27 protein-coding genes and 1 tRNA gene are annotated in these 22,420 nt (G+C 67.3%); 13 read left to right on the top strand and 15 right to left on the bottom strand.

Annotated features, from left to right (window positions below; translation table 11 throughout):
• Nucleotides 1-9: 9 nt before the first annotated feature.
• The 6 genes from plsX to D5084_RS18070 all read left to right on the top strand — a co-directional run bounded on the left by plsX (nt 10) and on the right by D5084_RS18070 (nt 4,452).
• Entirely contained in the window at nt 10-1,146 is a 1,137-nt protein-coding gene (plsX, locus tag D5084_RS18045; RefSeq protein WP_128516888.1) for a phosphate acyltransferase PlsX, read from the top strand.
• Entirely contained in the window at nt 1,143-2,114 is a 972-nt protein-coding gene (locus tag D5084_RS18050) for a beta-ketoacyl-ACP synthase III (protein ID WP_128516889.1), read from the top strand. Before plsX ends, D5084_RS18050 begins: the two co-directional genes overlap by 4 nt.
• A 91-nt stretch (nt 2,115-2,205) precedes the next feature.
• Nucleotides 2,206-2,508: an integration host factor subunit alpha gene (ihfA, locus tag D5084_RS18055; protein WP_128516890.1), complete on the top strand. Its 303-nt coding sequence runs from the start codon at nt 2,206-2,208 to the stop codon at nt 2,506-2,508.
• A gap of 14 nt (nt 2,509-2,522) precedes the next feature.
• On the top strand, nt 2,523-3,167 hold the full coding sequence (locus tag D5084_RS18060; protein ID WP_128516891.1) for a MerR family transcriptional regulator: 645 nt from the start codon (nt 2,523-2,525) through the stop codon (nt 3,165-3,167).
• 60 nt (nt 3,168-3,227) lie between these two features.
• Nucleotides 3,228-3,305 (top strand) — tRNA-Pro (locus tag D5084_RS18065).
• A gap of 67 nt (nt 3,306-3,372) precedes the next feature.
• The gene (locus D5084_RS18070; RefSeq protein WP_128516892.1) at nt 3,373-4,452 is read left to right on the top strand and encodes a 2'-deoxycytidine 5'-triphosphate deaminase; all 1,080 of its coding nucleotides are present in this window, start codon (nt 3,373-3,375) and stop codon (nt 4,450-4,452) included.
• A gap of 25 nt (nt 4,453-4,477) precedes the next feature.
• On the opposite strand, the gene D5084_RS18075 is transcribed toward D5084_RS18070, so the two are convergent.
• From D5084_RS18075 to epmA, 11 genes are all read right to left on the bottom strand, one after another.
• Nucleotides 4,478-4,678, bottom strand: a complete 201-nt coding sequence (locus D5084_RS18075) for a hypothetical protein (RefSeq protein WP_128516893.1) — start codon at nt 4,676-4,678, stop codon at nt 4,478-4,480.
• A gap of 12 nt (nt 4,679-4,690) precedes the next feature.
• The gene (scpB, locus tag D5084_RS18080; protein ID WP_128516894.1) at nt 4,691-5,335 is read right to left on the bottom strand and encodes an SMC-Scp complex subunit ScpB; all 645 of its coding nucleotides are present in this window, start codon (nt 5,333-5,335) and stop codon (nt 4,691-4,693) included.
• Nucleotides 5,335-6,123 carry a segregation and condensation protein A gene (locus tag D5084_RS18085; protein WP_128516895.1) on the bottom strand — a complete coding sequence of 263 codons (789 nt, stop codon included), beginning with the start codon at nt 6,121-6,123 and terminating at the stop codon, nt 5,335-5,337. Before D5084_RS18085 ends, scpB begins: the two co-directional genes overlap by 1 nt.
• Nucleotides 6,116-7,111 carry a glycoside hydrolase family 3 N-terminal domain-containing protein gene (locus tag D5084_RS18090; RefSeq protein ID WP_128516896.1) on the bottom strand — a complete coding sequence of 332 codons (996 nt, stop codon included), beginning with the start codon at nt 7,109-7,111 and terminating at the stop codon, nt 6,116-6,118. Before D5084_RS18090 ends, D5084_RS18085 begins: the two co-directional genes overlap by 8 nt.
• Complete coding sequence (locus tag D5084_RS18095) at nt 7,108-8,091, bottom strand: SPOR domain-containing protein (protein WP_128516897.1); 984 nt, start codon at nt 8,089-8,091, stop codon at nt 7,108-7,110. The genes D5084_RS18090 and D5084_RS18095 overlap by 4 nt, the downstream gene beginning before the upstream one ends.
• A 73-nt stretch (nt 8,092-8,164) precedes the next feature.
• Nucleotides 8,165-9,907 (bottom strand): arginine--tRNA ligase, encoded by a 1,743-nt coding sequence (argS, locus tag D5084_RS18100; protein ID WP_128516898.1) that lies wholly within the window; start codon nt 9,905-9,907, stop codon nt 8,165-8,167.
• A 70-nt stretch (nt 9,908-9,977) separates the two neighbouring features.
• The gene (locus D5084_RS18105; protein ID WP_128516899.1) at nt 9,978-10,457 is read right to left on the bottom strand and encodes a holin family protein; all 480 of its coding nucleotides are present in this window, start codon (nt 10,455-10,457) and stop codon (nt 9,978-9,980) included.
• Nucleotides 10,448-11,059 (bottom strand): holin-associated N-acetylmuramidase, encoded by a 612-nt coding sequence (locus D5084_RS18110; protein WP_128516900.1) that lies wholly within the window; start codon nt 11,057-11,059, stop codon nt 10,448-10,450. The genes D5084_RS18105 and D5084_RS18110 overlap by 10 nt, the downstream gene beginning before the upstream one ends.
• A 66-nt stretch (nt 11,060-11,125) precedes the next feature.
• On the bottom strand, nt 11,126-11,581 hold the full coding sequence (gene ccmE / locus D5084_RS18115) for a cytochrome c maturation protein CcmE (RefSeq protein ID WP_128516945.1): 456 nt from the start codon (nt 11,579-11,581) through the stop codon (nt 11,126-11,128).
• A 128-nt stretch (nt 11,582-11,709) separates the two neighbouring features.
• Nucleotides 11,710-12,738: an N-acetyl-gamma-glutamyl-phosphate reductase gene (gene argC, locus D5084_RS18120; protein ID WP_128516901.1), complete on the bottom strand. Its 1,029-nt coding sequence runs from the start codon at nt 12,736-12,738 to the stop codon at nt 11,710-11,712.
• Between the two features lie 334 nt (nt 12,739-13,072).
• The gene (gene epmA / locus D5084_RS18125) at nt 13,073-14,125 is read right to left on the bottom strand and encodes an EF-P lysine aminoacylase EpmA (protein ID WP_128516902.1); all 1,053 of its coding nucleotides are present in this window, start codon (nt 14,123-14,125) and stop codon (nt 13,073-13,075) included.
• An 87-nt stretch (nt 14,126-14,212) separates the two neighbouring features.
• Between epmA and efp the strand changes: the two genes are divergently transcribed.
• Nucleotides 14,213-14,779: an elongation factor P gene (gene efp / locus D5084_RS18130; RefSeq protein ID WP_128516903.1), complete on the top strand. Its 567-nt coding sequence runs from the start codon at nt 14,213-14,215 to the stop codon at nt 14,777-14,779.
• Nucleotides 14,780-15,061: 282 nt separating this feature from the next.
• Here efp and D5084_RS18135 read toward each other — a convergent pair whose 3' ends face one another.
• On the bottom strand, nt 15,062-15,802 hold the full coding sequence (locus tag D5084_RS18135; RefSeq protein ID WP_128516904.1) for a DUF1684 domain-containing protein: 741 nt from the start codon (nt 15,800-15,802) through the stop codon (nt 15,062-15,064).
• Nucleotides 15,802-16,614, bottom strand: a complete 813-nt coding sequence (locus D5084_RS18140; RefSeq protein ID WP_128516905.1) for a glutamate racemase — start codon at nt 16,612-16,614, stop codon at nt 15,802-15,804. Before D5084_RS18140 ends, D5084_RS18135 begins: the two co-directional genes overlap by 1 nt.
• A 197-nt stretch (nt 16,615-16,811) precedes the next feature.
• Here D5084_RS18140 and D5084_RS18145 point away from each other — a divergent pair, with 197 nt between their 5' ends.
• Nucleotides 16,812-17,717 carry a LysR family transcriptional regulator gene (locus D5084_RS18145; RefSeq protein WP_128516906.1) on the top strand — a complete coding sequence of 302 codons (906 nt, stop codon included), beginning with the start codon at nt 16,812-16,814 and terminating at the stop codon, nt 17,715-17,717.
• Between the two features lie 400 nt (nt 17,718-18,117).
• On the opposite strand, the gene D5084_RS18580 is transcribed toward D5084_RS18145, so the two are convergent.
• Both D5084_RS18580 and D5084_RS18150 read right to left on the bottom strand, forming a co-directional pair.
• Nucleotides 18,118-18,291 carry a hypothetical protein gene (locus D5084_RS18580; RefSeq protein WP_166402853.1) on the bottom strand — a complete coding sequence of 58 codons (174 nt, stop codon included), beginning with the start codon at nt 18,289-18,291 and terminating at the stop codon, nt 18,118-18,120.
• 126 nt (nt 18,292-18,417) lie between these two features.
• A complete protein-coding gene (locus D5084_RS18150) occupies nt 18,418-18,678 on the bottom strand; it encodes a hypothetical protein (protein WP_128516907.1) in 261 nt (86 codons plus the stop codon).
• Between the two features lie 114 nt (nt 18,679-18,792).
• Between D5084_RS18150 and purL the strand changes: the two genes are divergently transcribed.
• Genes purL through grxD form a run of 5 tightly spaced genes read left to right on the top strand, consistent with a single transcriptional unit; the run spans nt 18,793 to nt 22,306 of the window.
• Nucleotides 18,793-20,955, top strand: a complete 2,163-nt coding sequence (gene purL / locus D5084_RS18155; protein WP_128516908.1) for a phosphoribosylformylglycinamidine synthase subunit PurL — start codon at nt 18,793-18,795, stop codon at nt 20,953-20,955.
• Entirely contained in the window at nt 20,955-21,443 is a 489-nt protein-coding gene (locus tag D5084_RS18160) for a GNAT family N-acetyltransferase (RefSeq protein ID WP_128516909.1), read from the top strand. The genes purL and D5084_RS18160 overlap by 1 nt, the downstream gene beginning before the upstream one ends.
• Nucleotides 21,444-21,471: 28 nt before the next feature.
• Nucleotides 21,472-21,708: a BolA/IbaG family iron-sulfur metabolism protein gene (locus tag D5084_RS18165; RefSeq protein WP_128516910.1), complete on the top strand. Its 237-nt coding sequence runs from the start codon at nt 21,472-21,474 to the stop codon at nt 21,706-21,708.
• Nucleotides 21,708-21,950, top strand: a complete 243-nt coding sequence (locus D5084_RS18170; RefSeq protein WP_128516911.1) for a hypothetical protein — start codon at nt 21,708-21,710, stop codon at nt 21,948-21,950. The genes D5084_RS18165 and D5084_RS18170 overlap by 1 nt, the downstream gene beginning before the upstream one ends.
• Complete coding sequence (grxD, locus tag D5084_RS18175; RefSeq protein WP_128516912.1) at nt 21,947-22,306, top strand: Grx4 family monothiol glutaredoxin; 360 nt, start codon at nt 21,947-21,949, stop codon at nt 22,304-22,306. The genes D5084_RS18170 and grxD overlap by 4 nt, the downstream gene beginning before the upstream one ends.
• The last annotated feature ends 114 nt before the right edge of the window (nt 22,307-22,420 follow it).

The raw sequence follows: 22,420 nt of genomic DNA on the forward strand, positions 1-22,420 counted from the left end.
GCGCCCCCCATGGCACTCGGACCAGAGTCTGCGTCTGCCCCGGCCACCGAGCGCGTCGTCATTTCAGTTGACGCCATGGGTGGCGATCGCGGGCCGGCGGTCGTTGTTGCCGGTCTGGTCGATTCCCTGGCACGGCGTCCGCGGATGGACGCGATCCTGCACGGCGACGAGGCGGTGCTGAAACCGCTTCTCGCGCGGCACCCGGACCTGGCCTCGCGCATCACGCTTCGTCATGCCGAGCGTGTGGTGAAGATGGAGGACAAGCCCGCCCAGGTCATGCGGCATGGGCAGGGAACCTCGATGTTCTCGACCATCGACGCGGTCAAGGACGGCGAGGCCGCCGCCGCCGTGTCCTGCGGCAATACCGGCGCGCTGATGGCGGTGTCGATGCTGCGGCTGCGCAAGCTGCCGGGGCTGAACCGTCCGGCCATCGCCAGCCTGTTTCCGACACCCACCCCCGGCAAGATGAACGTCATGCTGGACATGGGCGCCGATGTGAAGGCCGATCCGACCGATCTCTTGCAATTCGCCTTCATGGGCGCGTCCTATGCCAGGAACGGCCTGTCGATCCCCCGCCCGCGCGTCGGCCTCTTGAACGTCGGCACCGAGGAACACAAGGGCCGCCCCGAACTGCACGAGGCGCATGTGCTGCTTGGCGGCAGCGCCGAGGCGGGCAGCTTCGATTATGTGGGGTTCATCGAAGGCACCGACATCCTGTCCGACCGGGTGGATGTGATCGTGACCGACGGTTTCACCGGCAATGTCGCGCTGAAGGCGATCGAGGGCACCGCGAGGCTGGTGGGCGAGCTTCTGAAGCAAAGCCTCACCTCGACGCTGATGGCCAGGCTTGGCGCGCTGCTGGCCCGCGGGGCGTTGAGGCGGCTGCAAATGCGCATCGACCCGCGCCGGGTGAACGGCGGGGTGTTCCTGGGCCTCAACGGCACGGTGGTCAAGTCACACGGCTCGGCCGATGCCACCGGGGTCGCGGCGGCGATCGGGCTGGCCTACCAACTTGCACAAGCGCGTTTCCTGGAACGCCTTGCAGCGCGGGTTGCATCCGCCGAAGCCGCGGGGCAGGATGCCGCGCGAGTGGAGGCCGACCGCCAGAATGCGGCGCCAGCGACCGGAGGCTATCCGACCGAATGACGATACGCGCCGCAGTCAGGGGCGTCGGGCATTATCTGCCCGAACGTGTCGTCCCCAACGCCGAATTCGAAACCATTGTCGATACCTCGGATGAATGGATCCGGTCGCGCTCGGGGATCGAACGGCGCCATTTTGCCGCCGATGGCCAGATGACCAGCGACCTTGCGACCCGCGCCGCGCAGGCAGCACTTGCCGATGCCGGGATCGACGGCTCCCGGATCGACGCGATCATCGTCGCCACCTCGACCCCGGACCTGACCTTTCCCTCGGTCGCCACCATGGTGCAGGCCGCACTTGGGATCACCAGGGGCTTCGCCTTCGACATCCAGGCCGTCTGCGCGGGATTCGTCTATGCGCTGGCCAATGCCAATGCGCTGATCGTCTCGGGCCAGGCGACCCGGGTGCTGGTGATCGGGGCCGAGACCTTCAGCCGCCTGATGAACTGGAAGGACCGCGGCACCTGCGTCCTCTTCGGCGACGGCGCGGGGGCGGTGGTGCTCGAGGCCGTTGATGGCGCCGGAAGCAGCGCCGACCGCGGCATCCTGGCGACCGACCTGAACTCGGACGGGCGCTACAAGGACATCCTCTACGTCGATGGCGGCACCTCGACCGGGACGACGGGGCATCTGGTGATGGAAGGCAGGGAAGTCTTCCGCCATGCCATTGAAAAACTTGCCGAAACCGCCCATACGGCGCTGGACAAGGCGGGCCTCACGCCGGAAGATGTCGACTGGATCGTGCCGCATCAGGCCAATATCCGTATCATCGAAGGCACCGCGAAACGCATGCAGGTCCCGATGGAGCGCGTCGTCGTCACCGTGCAGGACCACGGCAACACCTCGGCCGCCTCGATCCCGCTGGCGCTGTCGGTGGGCAAGCAGCGCGGCCAGATCAAGCCCGGCGATCTTCTGGTGATGGAGGCGATCGGCGGCGGCCTTGCCTGGGGCTCGGTCGTCCTGCGCTGGTAAGCGCCTTTAACACCGCTTCCCAAGTGGTTGATATTGACTCGTAAATCCATCCGGCCCATCCTCGCGCGATAAATCTCGTGGGGGGAATGCGATGAGCGAGAAGACACTGACCCGGATGGATCTCAGCGAAGCCGTCTTTCGCGAAGTCGGTCTCAGCCGCAACGAATCCGCCAATCTGGTCGAGGCCGTGCTGCAACACATGTCCGACGCGCTGGCGGCGGGCGAGACGGTGAAGATCTCGTCCTTCGGCACCTTCTCGGTCCGGTCCAAGACCGCCCGCGTCGGCCGCAACCCGAAAACCGGCGAAGAGGTTCCGATCTCCCCCCGCCGCGTCCTGACCTTCCGCCCTTCGCACCTGATGAAGGCCCGCGTGGCTGCCGGGAAGAAACGCTGAGAGGGGTCTAGCGGGTGGACAAGTCGCCGGACGCCTTCCGCACCATCAGCGAGGTCGCCGAACATCTCGACACGCCTGCGCATGTGCTGCGCTTCTGGGAAAGCCGGTTTCCGCAGATCAAGCCGGTCAAGCGCGCGGGCGGGCGGCGCTATTACCGTCCGTCGGATGTCGCGCTCCTGACCGGGATCAAGCGGCTTCTGCATGAGGAGGGCCTGACGATTCGCGGCGTGCAGAAGATCCTGCGCGACCACGGCGTGCGCCAGGTGGCGGGGCTTACCGACGACAGCGTCAGCATCGGCGATCTTGCGGGCGCCGCGACAGCCGCGCCCCCGGTCGAGGACGGCCCTCCGGCCCAGGTCGCCGATCCGAAGAAGGCAGAAGAGGTGGCAGAACCCCCGGCCGCCACCCTTCGCCCGGCTCCGCCGCCGGTGCACCCCGACTCCACGGCGCAGTTCGGCCTGCCGCTCTTCGACGCGCCACCGCCCATGGCGGCCCCGCGCAAGCCGACGCTTCGCGACGACGCGACTTTTGCCAGCCTGGTCAGGGCATTGCCGCCCGGATCGCTTCAGGCACGCCAGCCAGAGCTGGCCGGGATCGCCCGGCGCCTGCGTGCCTTGCGCGACCGACTGGCCGCCCGCGCCGATGGCCGCGCCGACTGAGCCTCCGATGCGCTTTCCCGCTTGCACCGGCCCGGAATACCAGTATGTATCGCCCCGTGTCGGGCCGTAGCGCAGCCTGGTTAGCGCGTCCGTCTGGGGGGCGGGAGGTCGAGAGTTCGAATCTCTCCGGCCCGACCATCGAAAACCCGCCCGCCTGCCACCCGGCAGTGCGGGCGGTTTCATATCTGACCCACGGGGGGACACGATGACATCCGGTGTGCTGCCCGCCCAGACCCTGCGCCGCCTGATCGCGGACGGCATCCTGTCTGCCAGCCCCGCGATCCGCGACGACCAGATCCAGCCCGCCAGCCTGGATCTTCGTCTTGGTCCCATCGCCTACCGGGTCCGCGCCTCGTTCCTGGCCGGGCATGGCCGCACTGTCGAAGATCGGCTCAGGGACTTCACCATGCACAGGGTGAACCTCGCCGAAGGCGCCGTGCTGGAAAAGAACTGCGTCTATGTGATTCCCCTGGCCGAACGCCTTGCCCTGCCCCCGGGCGTGACGGCAGTCGCCAACGCCAAAAGCTCCTCGGGCCGGCTGGACCTTCTGACCCGCACCATCACCGACGGCGGCACCGAATTCGACCGCATCGCCGAGGGCTACACCGGCCCGCTTTATGCCGAGGTCTGCCCGCGCAGCTTTTCGGTCCTCGTCCGCGAAGGCCAGCGGCTGAACCAGATCCGCTTTCGCCAGGGCCAGGCCGTGCTGTCCGACGCCGACCTGACCGCTCTGCACGCCGTTGACCCGCTGGTCTCGGGCGAGGCGGTGATCTCGGAGGGGCTCGGCTTTTCGGTCGATCTGAAGCCCGCCAAGGGCACGCTGGTCGGCTACCGCGCCAAGCCGCATACCGGCGTCGTCGATCTGGACCGGATCGGCCACTACCCGGCGCGGGACTTCTGGGAGGAACTTCACTCCGATAACGGGCAGATCATCCTCGACCCTGGCGCTTTCTACATCCTCGTCAGCCGCGAGGCGGTGACCATCCCCCCCGACTATGCCGCCGAGATGGCCCCCTATCTGGCGATGGTCGGCGAGTTTCGCGTCCATTACGCGGGCTTCTTCGACCCCGGTTTCGGTCATGCGGTGGCCGGGGGCGCAGGCTCGCGCGGGGTGCTCGAGGTCCGCTGCCACGAAGCGCCCTTCGTGCTGGAACACGGGCAGGTGGTCGGGCGTCTGGTCTATGAACGGATGTCGGAACGGCCCGAGACGCTGTATGGCGCGGGGATCGCGTCGAACTATCAGGGCCAGGGCCTGAAACTCGCCAAGCAGTTCCGGTCGGGCTGACGGCTGCCCTGTCAGCGCAGCGAAGCTACCGCCACAGCCGGCGCACCAACCGCTGCGCCTTTTGCGCCCGTGCCGCAAGGTCGCGCGCCTGCCGGGCCTGCTGGCGCTCTTCGGGCGTCATCTCGGCCTCGGGCTTGCCCTTGCGCGCGGCATAGTCGATGCCAGCCTTCGTCGCGCTGCGAACGAACATCCTGGCCAGCGTGTTGAAAAGCCCGTTCAGATCCATCCCGCGCTCCGTTCAGTCCTCGAACAATTCGCTTTGGCCCGAGGTGGCCTCATCCTCGTCGTCCGAGGTCCGGGCCTGCCCGGGAGCAGGCCGGTTGTCCAGCAGTCCCGCCGCGCGCAATTCCTTCAGCCCCGGCAGGTCGCGCGCCGATTCAAGGCCGAAGTGGTCGAGGAAGGCCTCGGTCACGACAAAGGTCACCGGCCGCCCCGGTGTCATCCGCCGCCGCCCCAGCCGGATCCAGTCCAGCTCCAAGAGCTGGTCCACCGTGCCGCGGCTGACCGCAACCCCGCGGATTTCCTCGATTTCCGCCCGCGTGACCGGCTGGTGATAGGCGATGATCGCCAGCGTTTCGATCGCCGCCCGTGACAGTTTCCGCACCTCGACCGTCTCGCGCCGCATGAGGAACCCCAGATCGGCGGCGGTGCGGAAGGCATAGGCATCGCCCACGCGGACAAGGTTCACCCCCCGCCCCTCATAGCGCTTTCTCAGATGCACCAATGCCTCGGCCGGGTCCGCGCCATGCGGCATCCGTGCCTGCAACTCGGCCAGCGTCACGGGTTGGGCGCTGGCGAACAGGATCGCCTCGACCATCCGCTCCTGCTCGCCCATCGGGGGGGCGTCGAACAGGCTTTCCTCACCTGCGTCCTCGGTCGCCATCATCCGTCCTTCAACCGCAATTCGATGGGCGCAAAGGTCTCACTCTGCCGCAACACCACCTGCCCGCGCTTGGCCAGTTCCAGGACGGCGGCGAAATGCGCGGCCAGCGAGGACCGCCGCGCCATCGGGCTGGCGTCCCAGCCTTCCGGCAGGAAGCTGACCAGCGTCGCCCAGTCGCCGGCATAGCCGATCAGTCCGCGCATCCGCTCCAGCGCCTGTTCCATCGTGTAGACATGTTCACGGTCCAGCACGAAAGGCCGGAACTCGTCCCTCGTGCGGATCTGCGCATAGGCCCGCATCAGGTCCAGGAGCGTCGCTGTCCACTTCACCTTCTTCTGGTGCGTCATGTCCTCGGGGATGCCGCGCGCAAAGAAATCCCGCCCCAGCTGATCGCGCCCCATCAGCCGCGCCGCCGCATCGCGCATCGCCTGCAGGCGTTCCAGCTGGAACGCCAGATGCGCCGCCAGATCCTCGGCTGACGGCCCCTCATCCCCCGGTTCCGGCGGCAGCAACAGCCGCGACTTCAGGAAGGCCAGCCAGGCCGCCATCACCAGGTAATCCGCCGCCAGTTCGATCCGCAGGGACCGCGCCCGTTCCACGAAGCCCAGATACTGCTCGGCCAGCTTCAGGACCGAGATCTTCCGCAGATCCACCTTCTGCGTCCGGCTCAGCGTCAGCAGCAGGTCCAGCGGCCCCTCGAACCCGTCCACATCGACGATCAGCGCCTCGGCGGCCAGCCGCTCCTCGGGCGCGAGGCGTTCGGGCTGGTCCCAGTCTTCCTCAGCCATGCGCCAGCTCCGCCAGCGCGCTGCCCAGGTCCACCGTCGCCGCCCGTCTGGCCGCCACCGCTGCCTCGGCCCGGGGGCGCGCCTCGGGCCCCATCACCCCCGCCGCCGCCGCAACCTCGACCATCTCGGCCATGTCGCCCTTGCAGTGCAACGCGATGTCCACCCCCGCCGCGATGGTCCGCGCCGTGCGCTCGGCCAAAGTCCCGGCCAGGGCCTGCATGTTCAGGTCATCCGACATGAGCAGACCCTTGAACCCGATCTCCTCGCGGATCAGCCGGATCACGGTCGGGGATTGCGTGGCGGGCCTTTCGGCATCCAGCGCCGCAAAGACCAGATGCGCCGTCATCGCCATCGGCAGATCGGCCAGCGCCCGGAACGGGGCGAAATCCACCGCCTGCAAATCCTCCAGCGGCGCCGTGACCGTTGGCAGGTCGTGATGCGTGTCGACATGGGACAACCCATGCCCCGGCATGTGCTTCATCACCGGCAGCACGCCGCCCGCCATCAGCCCCTCGGCCACCGCCCGCCCGATCCGCGCCACCGTCACCGGATCGCGCCCATAGCAGCGGTTCATCAGGAAGGGATGCGTCCCGGGCCGCGCCACATCCAGCGTCGGGATGCAGTCGGCGTCGATTCCCACCGCCGCCAGTTCCGCCGCGATCACCGTGGCCCGCAGCCGCATCTGCCGCTCGGCCGCCTCCAGCGACCCGGCGGCATCGACCGTATCCAGAGGCGGCGTCCAGTCGCGCCAATGCGGTGCGCGCAACCGCTGCACCCGGCCCCCCTCCTGATCCACCAGGATCGGCGCATCGCGCCCCACCGCCTCGCGCAGGTCGGAGGTCAGGCGGCGCAGCTGGTCGGGGTCTTCCACGTTGCGCGCGAACAGGATGAAGCCGAACGGGTCCGCGTCCCGGAAGAAGGCGCGCTCATCCGGCAAGAGCCTGGGCCCGGCGCAGCCGAAGATCACCGCCCCGGAGCCGACCGTCATTTGTGCGGCACCGGAATGCAGGTCGCGTCCTGCGCCACGAAGACCGAACAGAACCGGCGCGCGTCGTCCTCGCCGTCAAAGCCCAGCGCCCGCAGCCGATAGAAGGTCCGCCCGCTGCTTTCCGCCGGCTGAACGACCATCGCCTTCTCGGCCATCAGCTCGCCGAAGCGGCCCTGCAACAGCACCCAGGCCGCCCGCGCCTCGTCCGCCGTGTCAAAGGTGCCGAACTGCACCAGCCGGGTGCCGGGGGTGATCGTCGCCGGGTCCACCTCTTTCGCGGCGGGCAAGGCGGCCATCTGGGCCGAAGCCGCTGTCGCCGCCCGCGTCCCCGGTCGCGGCATCGGCCGGGGCGAGACCAGAAGCGCGCCCTCGGGCACCGGCTCGTCGTTCAGCTCGACGGCAGGATCGTCCAGGGGTTCAAAGCCCGTATCCCCGGGCACTTCGCCCAGCGCCTCGGCAAGGGCCGCGTCGATCGCCACTTCGGTCGGGTTGGCGCTTTCCATCGGCGGGGCCGCAGCCAACGCAAGGTCGGCGCCCGGCGTCGCCAGTCCCGTCGGCGCCGAGGCTTCGGTCAGGCCCGGTCGCATCGCCCCGGCCAGACCGGACATGTCCTCCGGCGCAAGGTCGATCGGACGCGGAGCCAGCACCAGCTTGTCCGGCGGCGGCGTGGCAACGCCGGCTTCGGCAACAACGTTGACCGCCAGCCCCTGGTTATTGGCGATCTCGCCACCCGGATCCTCTGGCGCGATCCGCATCGGGCCCTCCAAAGCCTGGATCACCGGCACGCCGCGCACATCGCGCACCGCCAGCTTGTAGCCCCAGACACCCAGCCCCACGACCAGCGCCAGCGAGGTCAGCGCCCCCGCGATGTTGATCGTGCGCTGAAGCCTCGCCGCAGCCCGCATGTCACGCACACCATGGCGCGGCGTTGCACCGTCAGGTGCAAAGCCGCCGCCGAAGTCGTAATCCGCGTCCGCCATCTGCTGCCCCTGCTTGGCGAGGCGGTTGATCCACCCCTGCCCTCACGCCTCATGCCCGGCGGGGCGCTGTTGGTCAGCGCATTTCCTCGACCGGCGTCACGCCAAGGATACCAAGGCCTGCGCAAATAACAACGCCCACGGCCCGCACCAGGGCGATTTTCGCCGCGGAAACTGCGGTATCCCCCTGAATGAACCGCAAGCTCTCGTCGTCGTTGCCCTTGTTCCACAGCCCATGGAAGTCCGAGGCGAGTTCATAAAGATAGAAGGCCACCCGGTGCGGCTCGTGCCCCTTGGCGGCGATTTCCACCAGCCGCGGCCATTCCGCCAGCTTGCGGATCACATCCAGTTCCGCCTCATGACCCAGATGCGACAGATGCGCTGCCGAAAGCGAGGCATCGCTCACATCCAGCCCCGCCTCGCGCGCCTTCCGCAGGATCGAGTTCACCCGGGCATTGGCATATTGCACATAGAAGACCGGGTTGTCCTTCGACTGTTCCGTCACCTTGTCGAAGTCGAAGTCGAGTGCGACATCGTTCTTCCGCGTCAGCATGACAAAGCGGACGACATCGGGGCCCACCTCGTCGATCAGGTCGCGCAGGGTGACGAAGGTCCCCGCGCGCTTCGACATCTTGACGATCTGCCCGCCCTTCAGAAGCTTGACCAGCTGGATCAGCTTGATGTCCAGCGCGACCCTGTTCTCGGACAGCGCGCTGACAACAGCCTTCAGCCGCTTGACATAGCCCGCATGGTCGGCGCCGAATATGTTGATCAGCTCATCGAAGCCGCGCTGCACCTTGTTGTAGTGATAGGCAATATCCGGCGCGAAATAGGTCCATGAGCCGTCCGATTTCTGCACCGGACGATCCTGATCATCTCCGAAGGCGGTTGACCGGAACAGAGTCTGCTCGCGCGGCTCCCAGTCTTCCGGCGCCTTGCCTTTCGGAGGCTCCAGCACGCCCTGATAGATCAGCCCCAGCCCCTTCAGCCGCTCGATCGCCGCCTCGATCTGGCCGGTGCCATACAGCGCCTTCTCCGACGAATAGACATCCATCGTCACGCCCAAAGCCGCCAGATCCTCGCGGATCATCGCCATCATCATGTCGGTGGCAAAGGTGCGCACATCCGCCAGCCAGACGCTTTCCGGCTGGTTCAGCAGACTGTCGCCATACTTGTCCTTCAGCGCCTGACCGACCGGGATCAGATAGTCGCCGGGATACAGCCCCTCGGCGATCTCGGGGCTCAGCCCATGCGCCTCGCGATAGCGTTCATAGGCCGACCGGGCCAGCACATCGACCTGCCCGCCGCCATCGTTGATGTAGTATTCCCGCGTGACCTGATAGCCGGCAAAGTCCAGCAAAGCGGCCAGCGCATCGCCCACCACTGCGCCGCGGGCATGGGCCACATGCATCGGCCCCGTCGGGTTGGCGCTGACGAACTCCACGTTCACCTTGCGCCCCGCACCAAGGCCGGACCGCCCATAGCCCGCCCCCTGCACCAGCACCTCGCGCACCAGCCCCTGCCAGGCCGCCGGCTCCAGCCGCAGGTTCAGGAACCCCGGCCCCGCCACATCCGCCCCCGCGATCCGAGGGTCCTCCATCAGCTTGACCGCCAGGAGATCGGCAATCGCCCGCGGCGCCATCCCGGCGGGTTTGGCCAGCACCATCGCCGCATTGGTCGCCATCTCGCCATGCCCCTGATCGCGCGGCGGCTCCACCGCCACCCCCGCCAGGTCCAGCCCCGCAGGCAGCGCGCCCTCGGCCATCAGCCCCTGCAATTCGGCCACCACAAGCTCACGGATATCGGCAAACAGGTTCATTTGATCACATCCTCTCGTACCCAAGGCCATGCCAGAGCCCATGCGAGAGGTCAAGGATCGGGCGCCGGGATCACTCCCGCCGCCAGTCCTCCAGCGCCGCGTTCTCCTCCGGTTCCGCCACCGCGCCCCCCGTCACAAACGGAGACACCACGGCCCGGTTGCGGAAATAATGCGTCTCCCGTGCGCCGAAGTAGAAGGCGACGATGGCCCCCAGCAGCCACCACAAGGGCTCGGGCACCGCGTTCAGGCCCACCATGCGAAACGCGAACGCCTCGGGGTCCACCATTGCATAGACGAACAGCCCGATGGTCCCGAAGGCCAGAAACGGCCGCGGCAGCCGGTTCAACCCGTTCACCAGCCGGTCGAACCAGGACAGCGCGGGATGCTGATACTCCTCGCCCAGCTGCCGCAGGGCCGCCATCTGCGCCTCGGCCGAATATTCCATCCGCTTGGTGGCACTGGGCACGAAGACCTCCGCCACGCCCTTTGCCGCCTCCCCCAGCGCCGTGACCGCCCCGGGCGCGCCGACCAGCTTGCCGATCACCCCCATTTGGCCACCCGCGCAGCATGTTGCGCCTCGGTCAGATGATATTTCGGAGAGATGAACTCCTCGGCCCGCCTGATCCAGCCGCCCTTGCCGCCATCCCGCGCCCGGGCGAACTTGCGGCTCGCGGGGCGGCTGTCGGCCAGCGCGTAATAGTAGTTCCGCCGCGCGATCCCGTAGGCATCCGCCAGATGCAACGGCGCCGCCTCGAAAGCCATCTGTGCCGCCCGGATCGTCTGCGGCCCGATCGCGCCATCCGGGTCACAGGGGAACCCCATGTCGGTCAGCAGGCGTTGCAGGATCTTCACCGCATTGCTGCCCGCATTCACATACATGTCGAAGACGCTGGCCTGCAGAACCTCCGGCAAGGCCGCGATCCCCGACCGCCTGTAGTAATGCTCCAGATAGATCTCGACCGCCTGCGCCCGGGTCAAGGCCTTCACATCCGCCGCGTCGATCCGGCTGTCGCGGTTCACGTCGATCCCCAGCCGCCGCAGCGTCCCGATCGTCACCCCGTGGTTGGTCGCCCCGCCCGGATCGTCCGGGTCGTTCACGAAACCGCCCTCGCGGGCGACGATCTCTTCGGCAATCTGACGGACCTTCGGCATGGGCACCCCCTTTGACGGGGACAGCCTGCCCGGGCGGCCTTAACGCCGCCCTGCCCGACCGTGCGCTCAGCTTTGCGGCTTGGCGTCGGGGTCGACATAGACCCCCTGTTCCTTCAGCGCGTCGACCACTTCCTTCGGCATGTAGGTCTCGTCATGCTTGGCCAGCACTTCGGTTGCCACGAAGGTATCGCCCTCCATCCGCCCCAGCGCCACCATGCCCTGTCCCTCGCCGAACAGGTCGGGCAGGATGCCGGTATAACGCACCGGGACCGTGGCGTTGGTGTCGGTCACTGCAAAGCTCACCTCGGTCCCATGTCCGCGCCGGATCGAGCCTTCGACCACCAGCCCGCCGATACGGAAGGTCTCGCCCGGCGACGGCGGCGCCTGCACAACCTGGGTCGGCGAGCGGAAGAAGTTGATCCCGTCCCGCATCGCATAGCCGACAAGGCCCGTGGCCCCGATCAATGCCACCGCCGCCAGCGCGATGATCTGGATGCGCCGCTGCTTCTTCAGACCCTTCAGCCCGCGGAATTCCTGCTTGCCCGTCATCGCCTGCACCCTTTGCCGTCGCGGCCTTGTCTCACCTCAGAAGTGGGGAAGCCTTGACCCTGGTCAAGTCCCGCCGATGCAGGCCGCACGTCGCACCGACGTTACGGAAAGACCGGCGCCAGCATCAAGCCCTCGGTTTCGGGCAGCCCCAGCATCAGGTTGGCATTCTGGATCGCCTGGCCACTGGACCCCTTCGTCAGGTTGTCCAGCACCGCCACCACCACGGCACGCCCCGGTTTCCGGTCGCCGATCACCCCCAGATGGCAGAAGTTCGACCCCGCGATGTCGCGCGTGGACGGCAGCGACCCGAAGGGCAGCACCTTCAGGAAAGGCTCGGATTCATAAGCCTTCTCAAGCACCTGATGCACGACCTTCGCATCGCCCTTCACATAGACCGTGGCCAGGATTCCCCGGTTCATCGGCAGAAGATGCGGCGTGAACTGCACTTCGACCTTGCGGCCCGCGAGCTTCGAGAACTCCTGGTCGAACTCGCCCAGATGCCGGTGCCTGCCGCCCGCCGAATAGCTGTGCGTGCCGCCGGACAATTCCGCGTGAAGAAGGTTCTCCTTCAGGCTCCGCCCTGCGCCCGACACGCCCGCCTTCAGGTCGATCACGATATCGTCCAAGTCGATGCAGCCCGCCGCGATCAGCGGCCGCAGCGCGAACTGCCCTGTAGCCGCGTTGCAGCCCGTCCCCGCCACCAGCCGCGCGGACCTGATCTCGTCGCGGTAGAACTCGGTAAGGCCATAGACCGCCTCCTTCTGGATCTCGACCGCCGCGTGGGGCTGCCCATACCACTTCTCGTACTCTGCCGGATCCCGCAGCCGGAAGTCCGCCGACAGATCGACGATCCGCAAGGTCCTTGGCAGCCGCGCGATCACCTCCTGCGTCGTGGCATGAGGCAGCGCGCAGAAGCACAGATCGACATTGGCAAAATCGATCTCGTCGATCTTCACCAGCTTCGGCAGGTCCAGATGCCGCAGGAACGGAAACACCTCGGCCATGCGCATCCCCGCCTTGCGGTCTGCCGACAGCGCCACGATGCGCATCGACGGATGCGTCGCGATCAGGCGGACAAGCTCTGCCCCCGTATAGCCCGAGGCCCCGAGGATGGCGATGCGATGGGTCATGGCGCGGCTCCTGCACAGAAACGCGCCCTCTTTGCGCCGCGCGTGCCCCCGATGCAAGGCCGCAGGATGTACCCGGCACAATCCGGCCCCGGTTCTTGCTCTTTTCCAAATACTCTCGGGGGGTTTGGGGGGCGAAGCGCCCCCAATGCCCGAGGAGGAGGCGCAGCCCGACGACGAGACAAAAGGACTTCGCGCGTCAGCGCTCCTTTCAAGAAGCGCCCCGACCCGGTCAGTTGACAGAAGTTAAGAAATCTTGAACGCCCACAGCCAACCCATTGAAATCAAAAGATCCCCAAACCTGCCCACGCGTGGACAGCTCATGGGCGCGGTCAGGTCAAGGAACGGGGATCCACATCACATCCTCGATCCTGGGCGCGCCTGTGGCCAGCATCACCACCCGGTCGAACCCCAGCGCGATCCCCGCGGCCGCCGGCATGATCTCCAGCGCCGCCAGAAACTCCTCGTCCAGGGGGTAGCTCTCCCCGTAGACCCGTGCCTTCTCCGCCATCTCCGCCTCGAAGCGCCGCCTCTGCTCGCCCGCGTCCGTCAGCTCTCCGAAGCCGTTGGCCAGCTCCACCCCGCAGGCATAGACCTCGAACCGCTCGGCGACCCTCGCATCCCCCGGCACCTTCCGGGCCAGGGCCGCCTCCGCCGCCGGATACCGATCCAGGATCGTCACCCGCCCGTCCCCCAGCTTCGGCTCGACCTTCTCCGACAGGACCCGGCTTGCCATGTCCGACCAGGTGTCATCCGCCGCCCGCCTGACCCCGATCCGGTCCAGCTCCGCCCCGAGAGCATCCGCGTCCGTTGACCCATCCGCCCGGATCGAGGCCATCAGATCCACCCCTGCATGGGTCGCGAAAGCCTCGGCCACCGAGACCCGCTCCGGCTCCGCGAACGGGTCGCAGGTCCGGTCCCGGAACCGCAGCACCCCGGCCCCCGCCTCCTGCGCAGCCAGGCGGAGGAAGGCCATCGTATCCGCCATCAGGACCTCGTACCCCTCGCCCACCCGATACCATTCCAGCATCGTGAACTCGGGGGAATGCAGCGGCCCCCGCTCCCGGTTCCGCCAGACGTGCGAAAAGGCGTGGATGCGGGTCTCGCCCGCCGCGAGCAGCTTCTTCATCGCGAATTCGGGCGAGGTGTGCAGGAACAGGGTCCGCCCCGCCCCGTCGTTCCCGATCGCCTGAGTCGCGAACCCGTGCAGATGCGCCTCGTTGCCCGGGCTGATCGCCAGCGCGGCCGGATCGACCTCGGTGAAACCCTCTGCCGACAGCCAGCCCCGGATCGCCGCCTGAATCCGGTTGCGGGCCAGAAGGATCGGGCGGCGGTCGGCGTGGCGGGCGGGGCTCCACCACGGGGTGGACGGGGGGGATGCGGGATTCATCTGGAAATTCCGGTTCGGATCGGTTAGGGGCGCGGGCAGATGTCGGTCGCAGGGGACCGACCCCCCGATATAACAAGGACCCGACCTTTGAAAGTCATCGCCTCCTCGCTTCGCAAGGGCAACGTCGTCGAGATGGACGGCAAGCTCTATGTCGTCCTGACCGCCTCGAACTTCCACCCCGGCAAGGGCACCCCCACCACCTCGGTGGACATGCGCCGGATTTCGGATGGGGTGAAGGTGTCGGAACGCTGGCGGACCACCGAGATGGTCGAGAAGGCCACCGTGGACGAGCGGGAGTATGACTTCCTCTACGAGGACAGCGAGGGGTTCCATTTCATGGAGCCGAATACCTACGAGCAGGTCGTCGTGACCGAGGACGTGATGGGGGCGAACAAGCCCTATCTTCAGGAAGGCATGCGCTGCTATGTGAAGACCTTCGAGGGCGTGCCGATCGCGATCGAGGTGCCGCAGAAGATCACCGTCGAGATCGTCGAGACCGAGCCGGTCACCAAGGGGCAGACCGCCTCGTCCTCCTACAAGCCGGCGATCACGGACAACGGCCTTCGGGTCATGGTGCCGCCCCATATCGGGCCGGGCACGCGGATCGTCATCAACACCGACGACGACAGCTACGTCGAGCGTGCCAAGGACTGACGCGCCGCGCGCGGCGCTTTTTTCGGACCAATCTTTTCAATGGGTTGGTTGCGGACATTAAGGAACGGGAAAGCTTTGGAAGGCACGCCGCTGGGCGTGCCTTTTCGCTGTGCCGGGGGCAGCATACCGCTTTGGCGGTCAGTCTGGTGTGTCGCCACGGCGGGCGCAGGCTTGGGGTTCGGCCCGAAAGGAGTGCCGGGCGGCGTGGCCTGGCCTTTCGCTGTGCCCGTGGCGCAATGCGCGGCCGGGGGCGTCGGGCGGTTCGCCCGGCGTCCGTTCGGGTCAGGGAGCCAGTTCGCCGGCCTCGATGCGGAAGGACAGGATGTTGCCGGGTGGCGGCAGGGGGCAGATGGCGAAGTCGGTGAAGGCGCAGGGGGGCGAGATGGCGCGGTTGAAGTCCAGCGTGATCTCGCTGTCGGTGGCGTCTTCGCCGAAGAGGAAGCGGCAGGCGGGATAGGTCTCGCCCGCCGTGGCATCGCGGAAGACGAACATCGGCTTGCCGGATTTCCAGTGCGTGGGCGTCAGGGCGACAGTCTTGCCCTGATGCTGGAAGGTCGCGCGGTGGGTCAGGGTGACGACGGCTTTCGAGCCGTCTTTCATTGCCACTTCCGAGGCTTGTGGGGCGATGCTCTTCCACTTTGCACGGATCGTCCAATCCGGTGCGTCAGGGAAATGACGCAGCGTGATCGCGGGCTGCAAGGTCAGGTCACGGACACGCAGGGCCGGGATGCCGTCAACCGTGTGGATCTCCAGCAGGAACGGATCGACCCGAAGCTGCGGGAAAGCGTCGGGGATCGGGAGGAAGGGTTGCGGCGCCTCGCCCGGTCGGGCGAAGCTGGCGCCGGTCCCGGTGATCTCCAGCGTGCCGAGGAGGTCGGGGCCGGAGGGAAGCCGCACCGCTTGCGCCGCGCCGACCGGGTGGCGGCCGGGGGCCAGCTCGATGCGGGCGACGAGGTTCAGCCAGCCGTCCGGCGCGGTCAGCGCGGCAAGCCGGGCGGCGCGCCAGTCGGCAATGGGCAGCATCAGGCGGCCTCGAACGTGATCTTCCGGCGCAGGAACTGGGTCGCCTTGTTCGAGACAGAGGCCGGGTCGCCGGTGGTAAGGAACTTCGACTGCGTGCCAGTGCCGACGAATTGCGGGCGGCGGGTCAGATAGTCGGCCAGCGCCTCGGCAACGAGGTTGGCCTGGGAATAGACCTTGACCCCCGGCCCCAGAGCCTCGGCAAAGACCTTTTCCATCAGGGGGTAGTGGGTGCAGCCCAGGATCGCCGCCTCGGGGTTCGGCATCCGGCGTTTCAGCGCCTCGACATGAGAGCGGACGAGCGCCTCGGCCAGGATTTCATCGCCCTGTTCGATGGCATCGACCACGCCGCCGCAGGGCTGCGCCTCGACATCGACGCCGATGGCGCGGAAGGCCAGTTCGCGCTGGAAGGCGCGCGAGGCGACGGTGGCAGGGGTGGCAAAGAGGGCGACGTGTTTCACGGCCACTTCGCGCGGGGGCGAGTTGTCGCCCCATTGGCGTTCGGTCAGGGCCTCGATCAGCGGAACGAAGACGCCCAGGACGCGCTTGTCGGCAGGCACCCAGGTTTCCTGCATCCGCTTCAGCGCGGCGGCCGAGGCGGTGTTGCAGGCAAGGATCACCAGATCGCAGCCCTCGGCCCAGAGTCGTTCGGTGGCGGCGCAGGTCAGGTTGAAGATGTCGTCTGCCGTGCGGACGCCGTAGGGGGCATGAGCATTGTCGCCGAAGTAGACAAAGGGGACGTCAGGAAGGCGCTTTGTCAACGCATCAAGAACAGTGAGCCCGCCAAGGCCCGAATCGAAGACGCCAACTGCCATGCCTGCCTCTACCGCCTGGGGGCGCGCATCCGCTGCGCGGACGTGCCTTTTCGGCGATCATAGGCCGGGACCGATGGCTGCGAAAGTCCCAAGGCGCGCGGTCAAGATCGGGGGAAGTCGGCTTTACTTTCGAACGCGTTTCCCTAAGTGACGCTGTTCATGCTAGGGTGCCGGGCGCAGAGGGACGAGGGAAACGCATGGATTGGGACAAGCTGAGGATCTTTCACGCGGTGGCGGAAAAGGGCAGCCTGACCCATGCCGGGGATGTGCTGCACCTGTCGCAGTCGGCGGTCAGCCGCCAGATCCGCGCGCTGGAAGAGAGCCTGTCGGTCACTCTGTTCCACCGCCACGCGCGGGGGCTGATCCTGACGGAGCAGGGCGAACTTCTGTATGATGCGACGCAGCAGATGGTGCGGCGGCTGGATGCGACGGCGGCGCGGATCCGCGACAGCGAGGACGAGGTCTTCGGCGAGCTGCGGGTGACGACGACGATGGGGTTCGGCACGCTGTGGCTGGCCCCGCGGCTGGCGCGGCTGTACGAGAAGTATCCGGCCCTTAAGATCGACCTGATGCTGGAGGAGCGGGTTCTTGACCTGCCGATGCGCGAGGCGGATGTGGCGATCCGCATGAAGGAGCCATCCCAGGCCGACCTGATCCGCAAGCGGCTGATGAACATCAAGATGCAGCTTTTCGCCACGCCCGAATATCTGGCGGCGCATGGCACGCCCGAGACGATGGACGATTTCAGCAGCCACCGGCTGATCGCGCAACATGCCGGGACGCCTCAGGTCGCGGCGGGGGCGATGCTGGTGGCGGAGCTGATGACGCATGACATCCCCTCGACGCTGACGGTGAACAACTATTTCGGCGTGTTGCAGGCGGTGCTGAACCATCTGGGAATCGGGGTGCTGCCGGACTATCTGACCGAGGATTTCCCGAACCTGGTCAGGGTCTTGCCCGATGTCGAAAGCGCCGAGGTGCCGGTGTTCCTGGCCTATCCCGAAGAGCTGCGCCATTCCAAGCGCGTCGCGGCCTTCCGCGACTTCGTGGTCGACGAGATCATGGCCTTCCGCCGCCGCCAGTCCGAGGATGCCGCCGCCTGAAATGCTGCCATGCAGCATCTGCATAGCGGCCTTGCCCAAACGTCGGGCATTCCGGACTTGTTTGCGCAAGCATGGGGCACTATCTGAACAGTCGAAGCGGTGATGAGCCTGGCTCTTGCCCCTTCGTACCTCCCTGTTGGACTTGGCCGAGCGTAATGCTCGGCCTTTTTTTTCGTCACGTTCCCACGCGGCGTATCCGAAGGATGGTGCGGTCACTGGCGGCCTGGGCGGGCCTGTGCGGCGATCCATGGGCGGGAATGTTGCCCCCGTCGCGCCCCCCTATCCGGTTGAAGGGTCGGCACGCCATGGTCTGTCGCGCAGGGCACGCGACGCGTCAGGCATCACAGGGAAAGGCCCGGCACGTTCCGGTGCCGGGCCCCTCTGACGTGCTGCCGGGCGGTCAGACGCGACGGGCTGCCGCCTCTTCTTCGATCTTCGCGTATTTTCCGCGGGCCAAGGCCGATTTCGGCCCCCCCTCGCGGCGCCGCTTTTCGGTCGCGCGGGCGGACAGATAAGCAAAGGCCGCCACGAAACCGAGCGTGCCGAACGTCAGGAAACCAAGTGCGCCGTCCATGTGCCTCTCCATGTCTGATGTCATGGGTTGGATTACGCCGCGTCACCGGGGCCGGATCAGAGGTGCGACAAAAAGTCTAGTCTTTTCAATCGCATACTGCCGCATACCGTATGCGGCGGCATACCGTCACCGGGCGAGAAGGATCACGGCCAGGAAATACAGGGCCATGCCCAGCCAGCCGAACTGCGCGGCAAGGACGGCGCAGAGGAAAAGCAGCAGCAGCACGGACAGGATCACCGTCGCCTCGTCACGCGGAGACAGGGCGGCAAGCCGCGCTTCGGCCCCCTCCTGATCGAGGCCCGGCCAGACGCGGGCAAACAGCGTGGCCACGACCGGGCGCAACCGGTCCGACAGCGACTGCCAGAGCGTATTGCGTGAGATCCGCATGATGTCCTCCCGCCCCAAGGGCTAGCATGGCACTGGAAAGTCGGGAAGGCCCCTTTCGGCCCTTGCGCGCTTGGATTACTAGCGGGGCCGGATCAATTCGTCAGGAGGACCGCCGTGGCCGAACCGCTCATCACCGCCGACGTCGTGGCCGCGCATGGCATCAAGCCCGATGAATGGGAGCGTCTGCTGGAGATCCTGGGGCGCGAGCCGACCTTCACCGAACTGGGCATCTTCAGCGCCATGTGGAACGAACATTGTTCCTACAAGTCCTCGAAGATCCACCTCAAGAAATTGCCGACCACCGGGCCGCAGGTGATCTGCGGGCCTGGGGAGAATGCGGGCGTGGTGGACATCGGCGACGGGCAGGCGGTGATCTTCAAGATGGAGAGCCACAACCACCCCTCCTACATCGAGCCGCATCAGGGCGCGGCGACCGGTGTCGGCGGCATCCTGCGCGATGTCTTCACCATGGGCGCGCGGCCCATCGCGGCGATGAATGCGCTGTCCTTCGGCCTGCCCTCGCATCCCAAGACCGCGCATCTGGTCAAGGGCGTGGTGGAAGGCATCGGCAGTTACGGCAATGCCTTCGGGGTGCCCACGGTGGGCGGCGAGGTGCGGTTTCACGCTGCCTACAACGGCAACTGTCTGGTCAATGCCTTTGCGGCCGGTCTCGCGGATGCCGACAAGATCTTCTACTCGGCGGCCTCGGGCGTGGGGATGCCGGTGGTTTACCTCGGCGCCAAGACGGGCCGCGATGGCGTCGGCGGGGCGACGATGGCATCCGCCGAGTTCGACGACACGATCGAGGAAAAGCGCCCCACGGTGCAGGTGGGCGACCCCTTCACCGAAAAGCGCCTGCTGGAGGCCTGTCTGGAGCTGATGGCCAGTGGTGCCGTCATTTCCATCCAGGACATGGGGGCCGCGGGGCTGACCTGTTCGGCGGTGGAGATGGGCGACAAGGGCGGGCTTGGCATCAAGCTGCAACTCGACGACGTGCCGCAGCGCGAGACGGGGATGACCGCCTACGAGATGATGCTGTCCGAAAGCCAGGAGCGGATGCTCATGGTGCTGAAGCCGGAAAAGGAGGCCGAGGCGCGGGCGATTTTCGAGAAGTGGGACCTCGACTTTGCCATCGTCGGCGAGACGATCCCCGAGGACCGCTTCCTGATCCTGCACGGCAACGAGGTGAAGGCGGATATTCCGCTGTCCAAGCTGTCGTCCTCTGCGCCGGAATACGACCGGCCCTGGGTGCCGACGCCCCCGGCGGCACCTTTGGGCGAGGTGCCCGAGATCGGCGCGATCGATGGCCTGCGTGCGCTGATCGGCTCGCCCAGCCATGCCCACAAGGGCTGGGTCTATGAGCAATACGACAGCCAGGTGGGGGCCGATACGCTGGTCACGCCGGGCCTGCCTGCGGGCGTGGTGCGGGTGCATGGGACCGGGAAGGCGCTGGCCTTCACCTCGGACGTGACCCCGCGCTATGTGAAGGCGAACCCGGTCGAGGGCGGCAGGCAGGCGGTTGCCGAGGCCTACCGGAACCTGACGGCGGTGGGCGCCCTGCCCCTGGCCGCGACCGACAACCTGAACTTCGGCAACCCGGAAAAGCCCGAGATCATGGGACAGTTCGTCGGCGCCCTGCAAGGCATCGGCGAGGCCTGCCGCGCGCTGGACATGCCCATCGTGTCGGGCAACGTGTCGCTTTACAACGAGACCGACGGCAAGGGCATCCTGCCGACGCCCACGATCGGCGCGGTGGGGCTGTTGCGGACGATGGACGAGCTGATCGCGGGCCGGCCCGCCGAGGGCGACCTTGCGGTGCTGGTGGGCGAGACGCGGGGCCATCTGGGGCAATCCGCGCTTCTGGCCGAGGCCTTCGGGATCGAGGCGGGCGATGCTCCGCCCGTCGATCTGGTGGCCGAGCGGCGGAATGGGGAGTTTGTCCGCGCGAACCGCAAGGCGATCCGCGCCTGCACCGACCTCAGCGACGGCGGGCTGGCGCTGGCGGCCTTCGAGATGGCGGAAGGCGCGGGGCTGGGCGTGACGCTTGACGTGACCGGCACCCCTGCCCTCTTCGGCGAGGATCAGGCGCGCTATCTGCTGGCGGTGGCTCCGGGCGATCTGGCGGGCTTGCAGGCGGCGGCACAGGCGGCGGGCGTGCCCCTGACGCGGGTCGGGCAGTTCGGGGGGGCGATCGTGTCCATGGGCGGCGACAGCGCGCCGATGGTCGAGCTGTCGCGGCTTTACCGGACGGCCTTTGCCGACAAGGTCGGGCTCTGATGCTGCGGGCAGCGGTCCCGGGGGACATTCCCTTCATCCGCAGCCTGACGACCCGGCCGGATTATGCGCCCTTCATCGGGGACGCCGACGAGGCGCAGCTTCAGGCCTGGATCGACAGCCCCGCGGACCGGGTGCTGATCTGGGAGGGTCCGGCCAGGGGCTTTGCGATCTTCCGCAGCGCCGACCAGCCGGTGGTCGAGCTGTTCCGCATCGCGCTGGACCGTGCGGGCGGCGGCCTGGGCGATGCCTTCTTCCGGGCGCTGGTCGATTTCGCCTTCCGCGACCTCGGGGCCGCCCGGCTCTGGCTGGACGCAAGCGCCGAGAACCCCCGCGCGGTCAAGATCTACACGCGCGCCGGCTTCCGGCAGGAGGGGCGGCTTCGGGCGCATTGGCACCGTCCTGCGCTGGGTCGGGCGGTGGACCTCCTCCTCTTCGGCATGCTGCGCGAGGAATGGGAGGCTCTTGAACCCGTCAGGGCCCGGGCCTAGGTTGACACCAACGACGAGGAGTACCGCGATGCCCATCGAAGCCCGCGACATCGAAGCCCTGATCCGGGAGGCCTTCCCGAACGCGAAGATCAGCGTGCAGGGTGACGACGGCGCGCATTTCGCGGCCGAGGTGATCGACGAAAGTTTCCGGGGCCTGAACCGCGTCCAGCAGCAGCGCGCGGTCTATGCGGCGCTGAAAGGCAAGATGGACGGCCCGAACGGCGCGCTGCATGCGCTGGCGCTGACGACAAAGGCTCCGGACTGATGGCACCGGGGGTCGGGCCCGGCGGGCTGGTCATGGCGATCCTGCCGCTGGTGGGTCTGATGACCATCCTCAAGGACCGGAGCCGCCGAAAGCGCGGGCAGCCCGCGCCGGTGGATCGGGATTTCGAGGCCCGGCAAGCGGCAGCACTGGAAAGCGAACGGCGGATGGCGGCCTATCTGGCGCAGCGCAGCGCAGCCAGCTATCACGGTGCGGAAGATGACGAACAGGAGATCAGGCGATGAGCGCTGAAGCGACGATCCGTGAGGTGATCGAGAAGAACGACGTGGTGCTGTTCATGAAGGGCACCAAGATGATGCCGCAATGCGGCTTTTCCAGCCGCGTGGCGGGCGTCCTGAACTTCATGGGGGTGGACTTCCACGACGTGAACGTGCTGGCCGACCCGGAGATCCGCCAGGGCATCAAGGATTTCAGCGACTGGCCGACGATCCCGCAGCTTTACGTCAAGGGCGAGTTCGTGGGCGGCTGCGATATCGTCACCGAGATGACGCTGTCGGGCGAGCTGGACCAGCTGTTCGAGGCCAAGGGTGTGCCCTTCGACAAGGCGGCGGCGGACAAGATCCGCGAAGCCAACGCCTGATCCGGTGCCGGTCAGTCCGAAAGCGGGCGGGGCGCGGGGTCTTGTGCCCGGCCCGGCCCGGTCAACTGACGGTCAACCGTCGCCCAGACAGGTCATGATCGGGTTTTCGCCCTC

Source organism: Tabrizicola thermarum (assembly GCF_003574395.1).
GTDB classification, from domain to species: domain Bacteria; phylum Pseudomonadota; class Alphaproteobacteria; order Rhodobacterales; family Rhodobacteraceae; genus Tabrizicola; species Tabrizicola thermarum.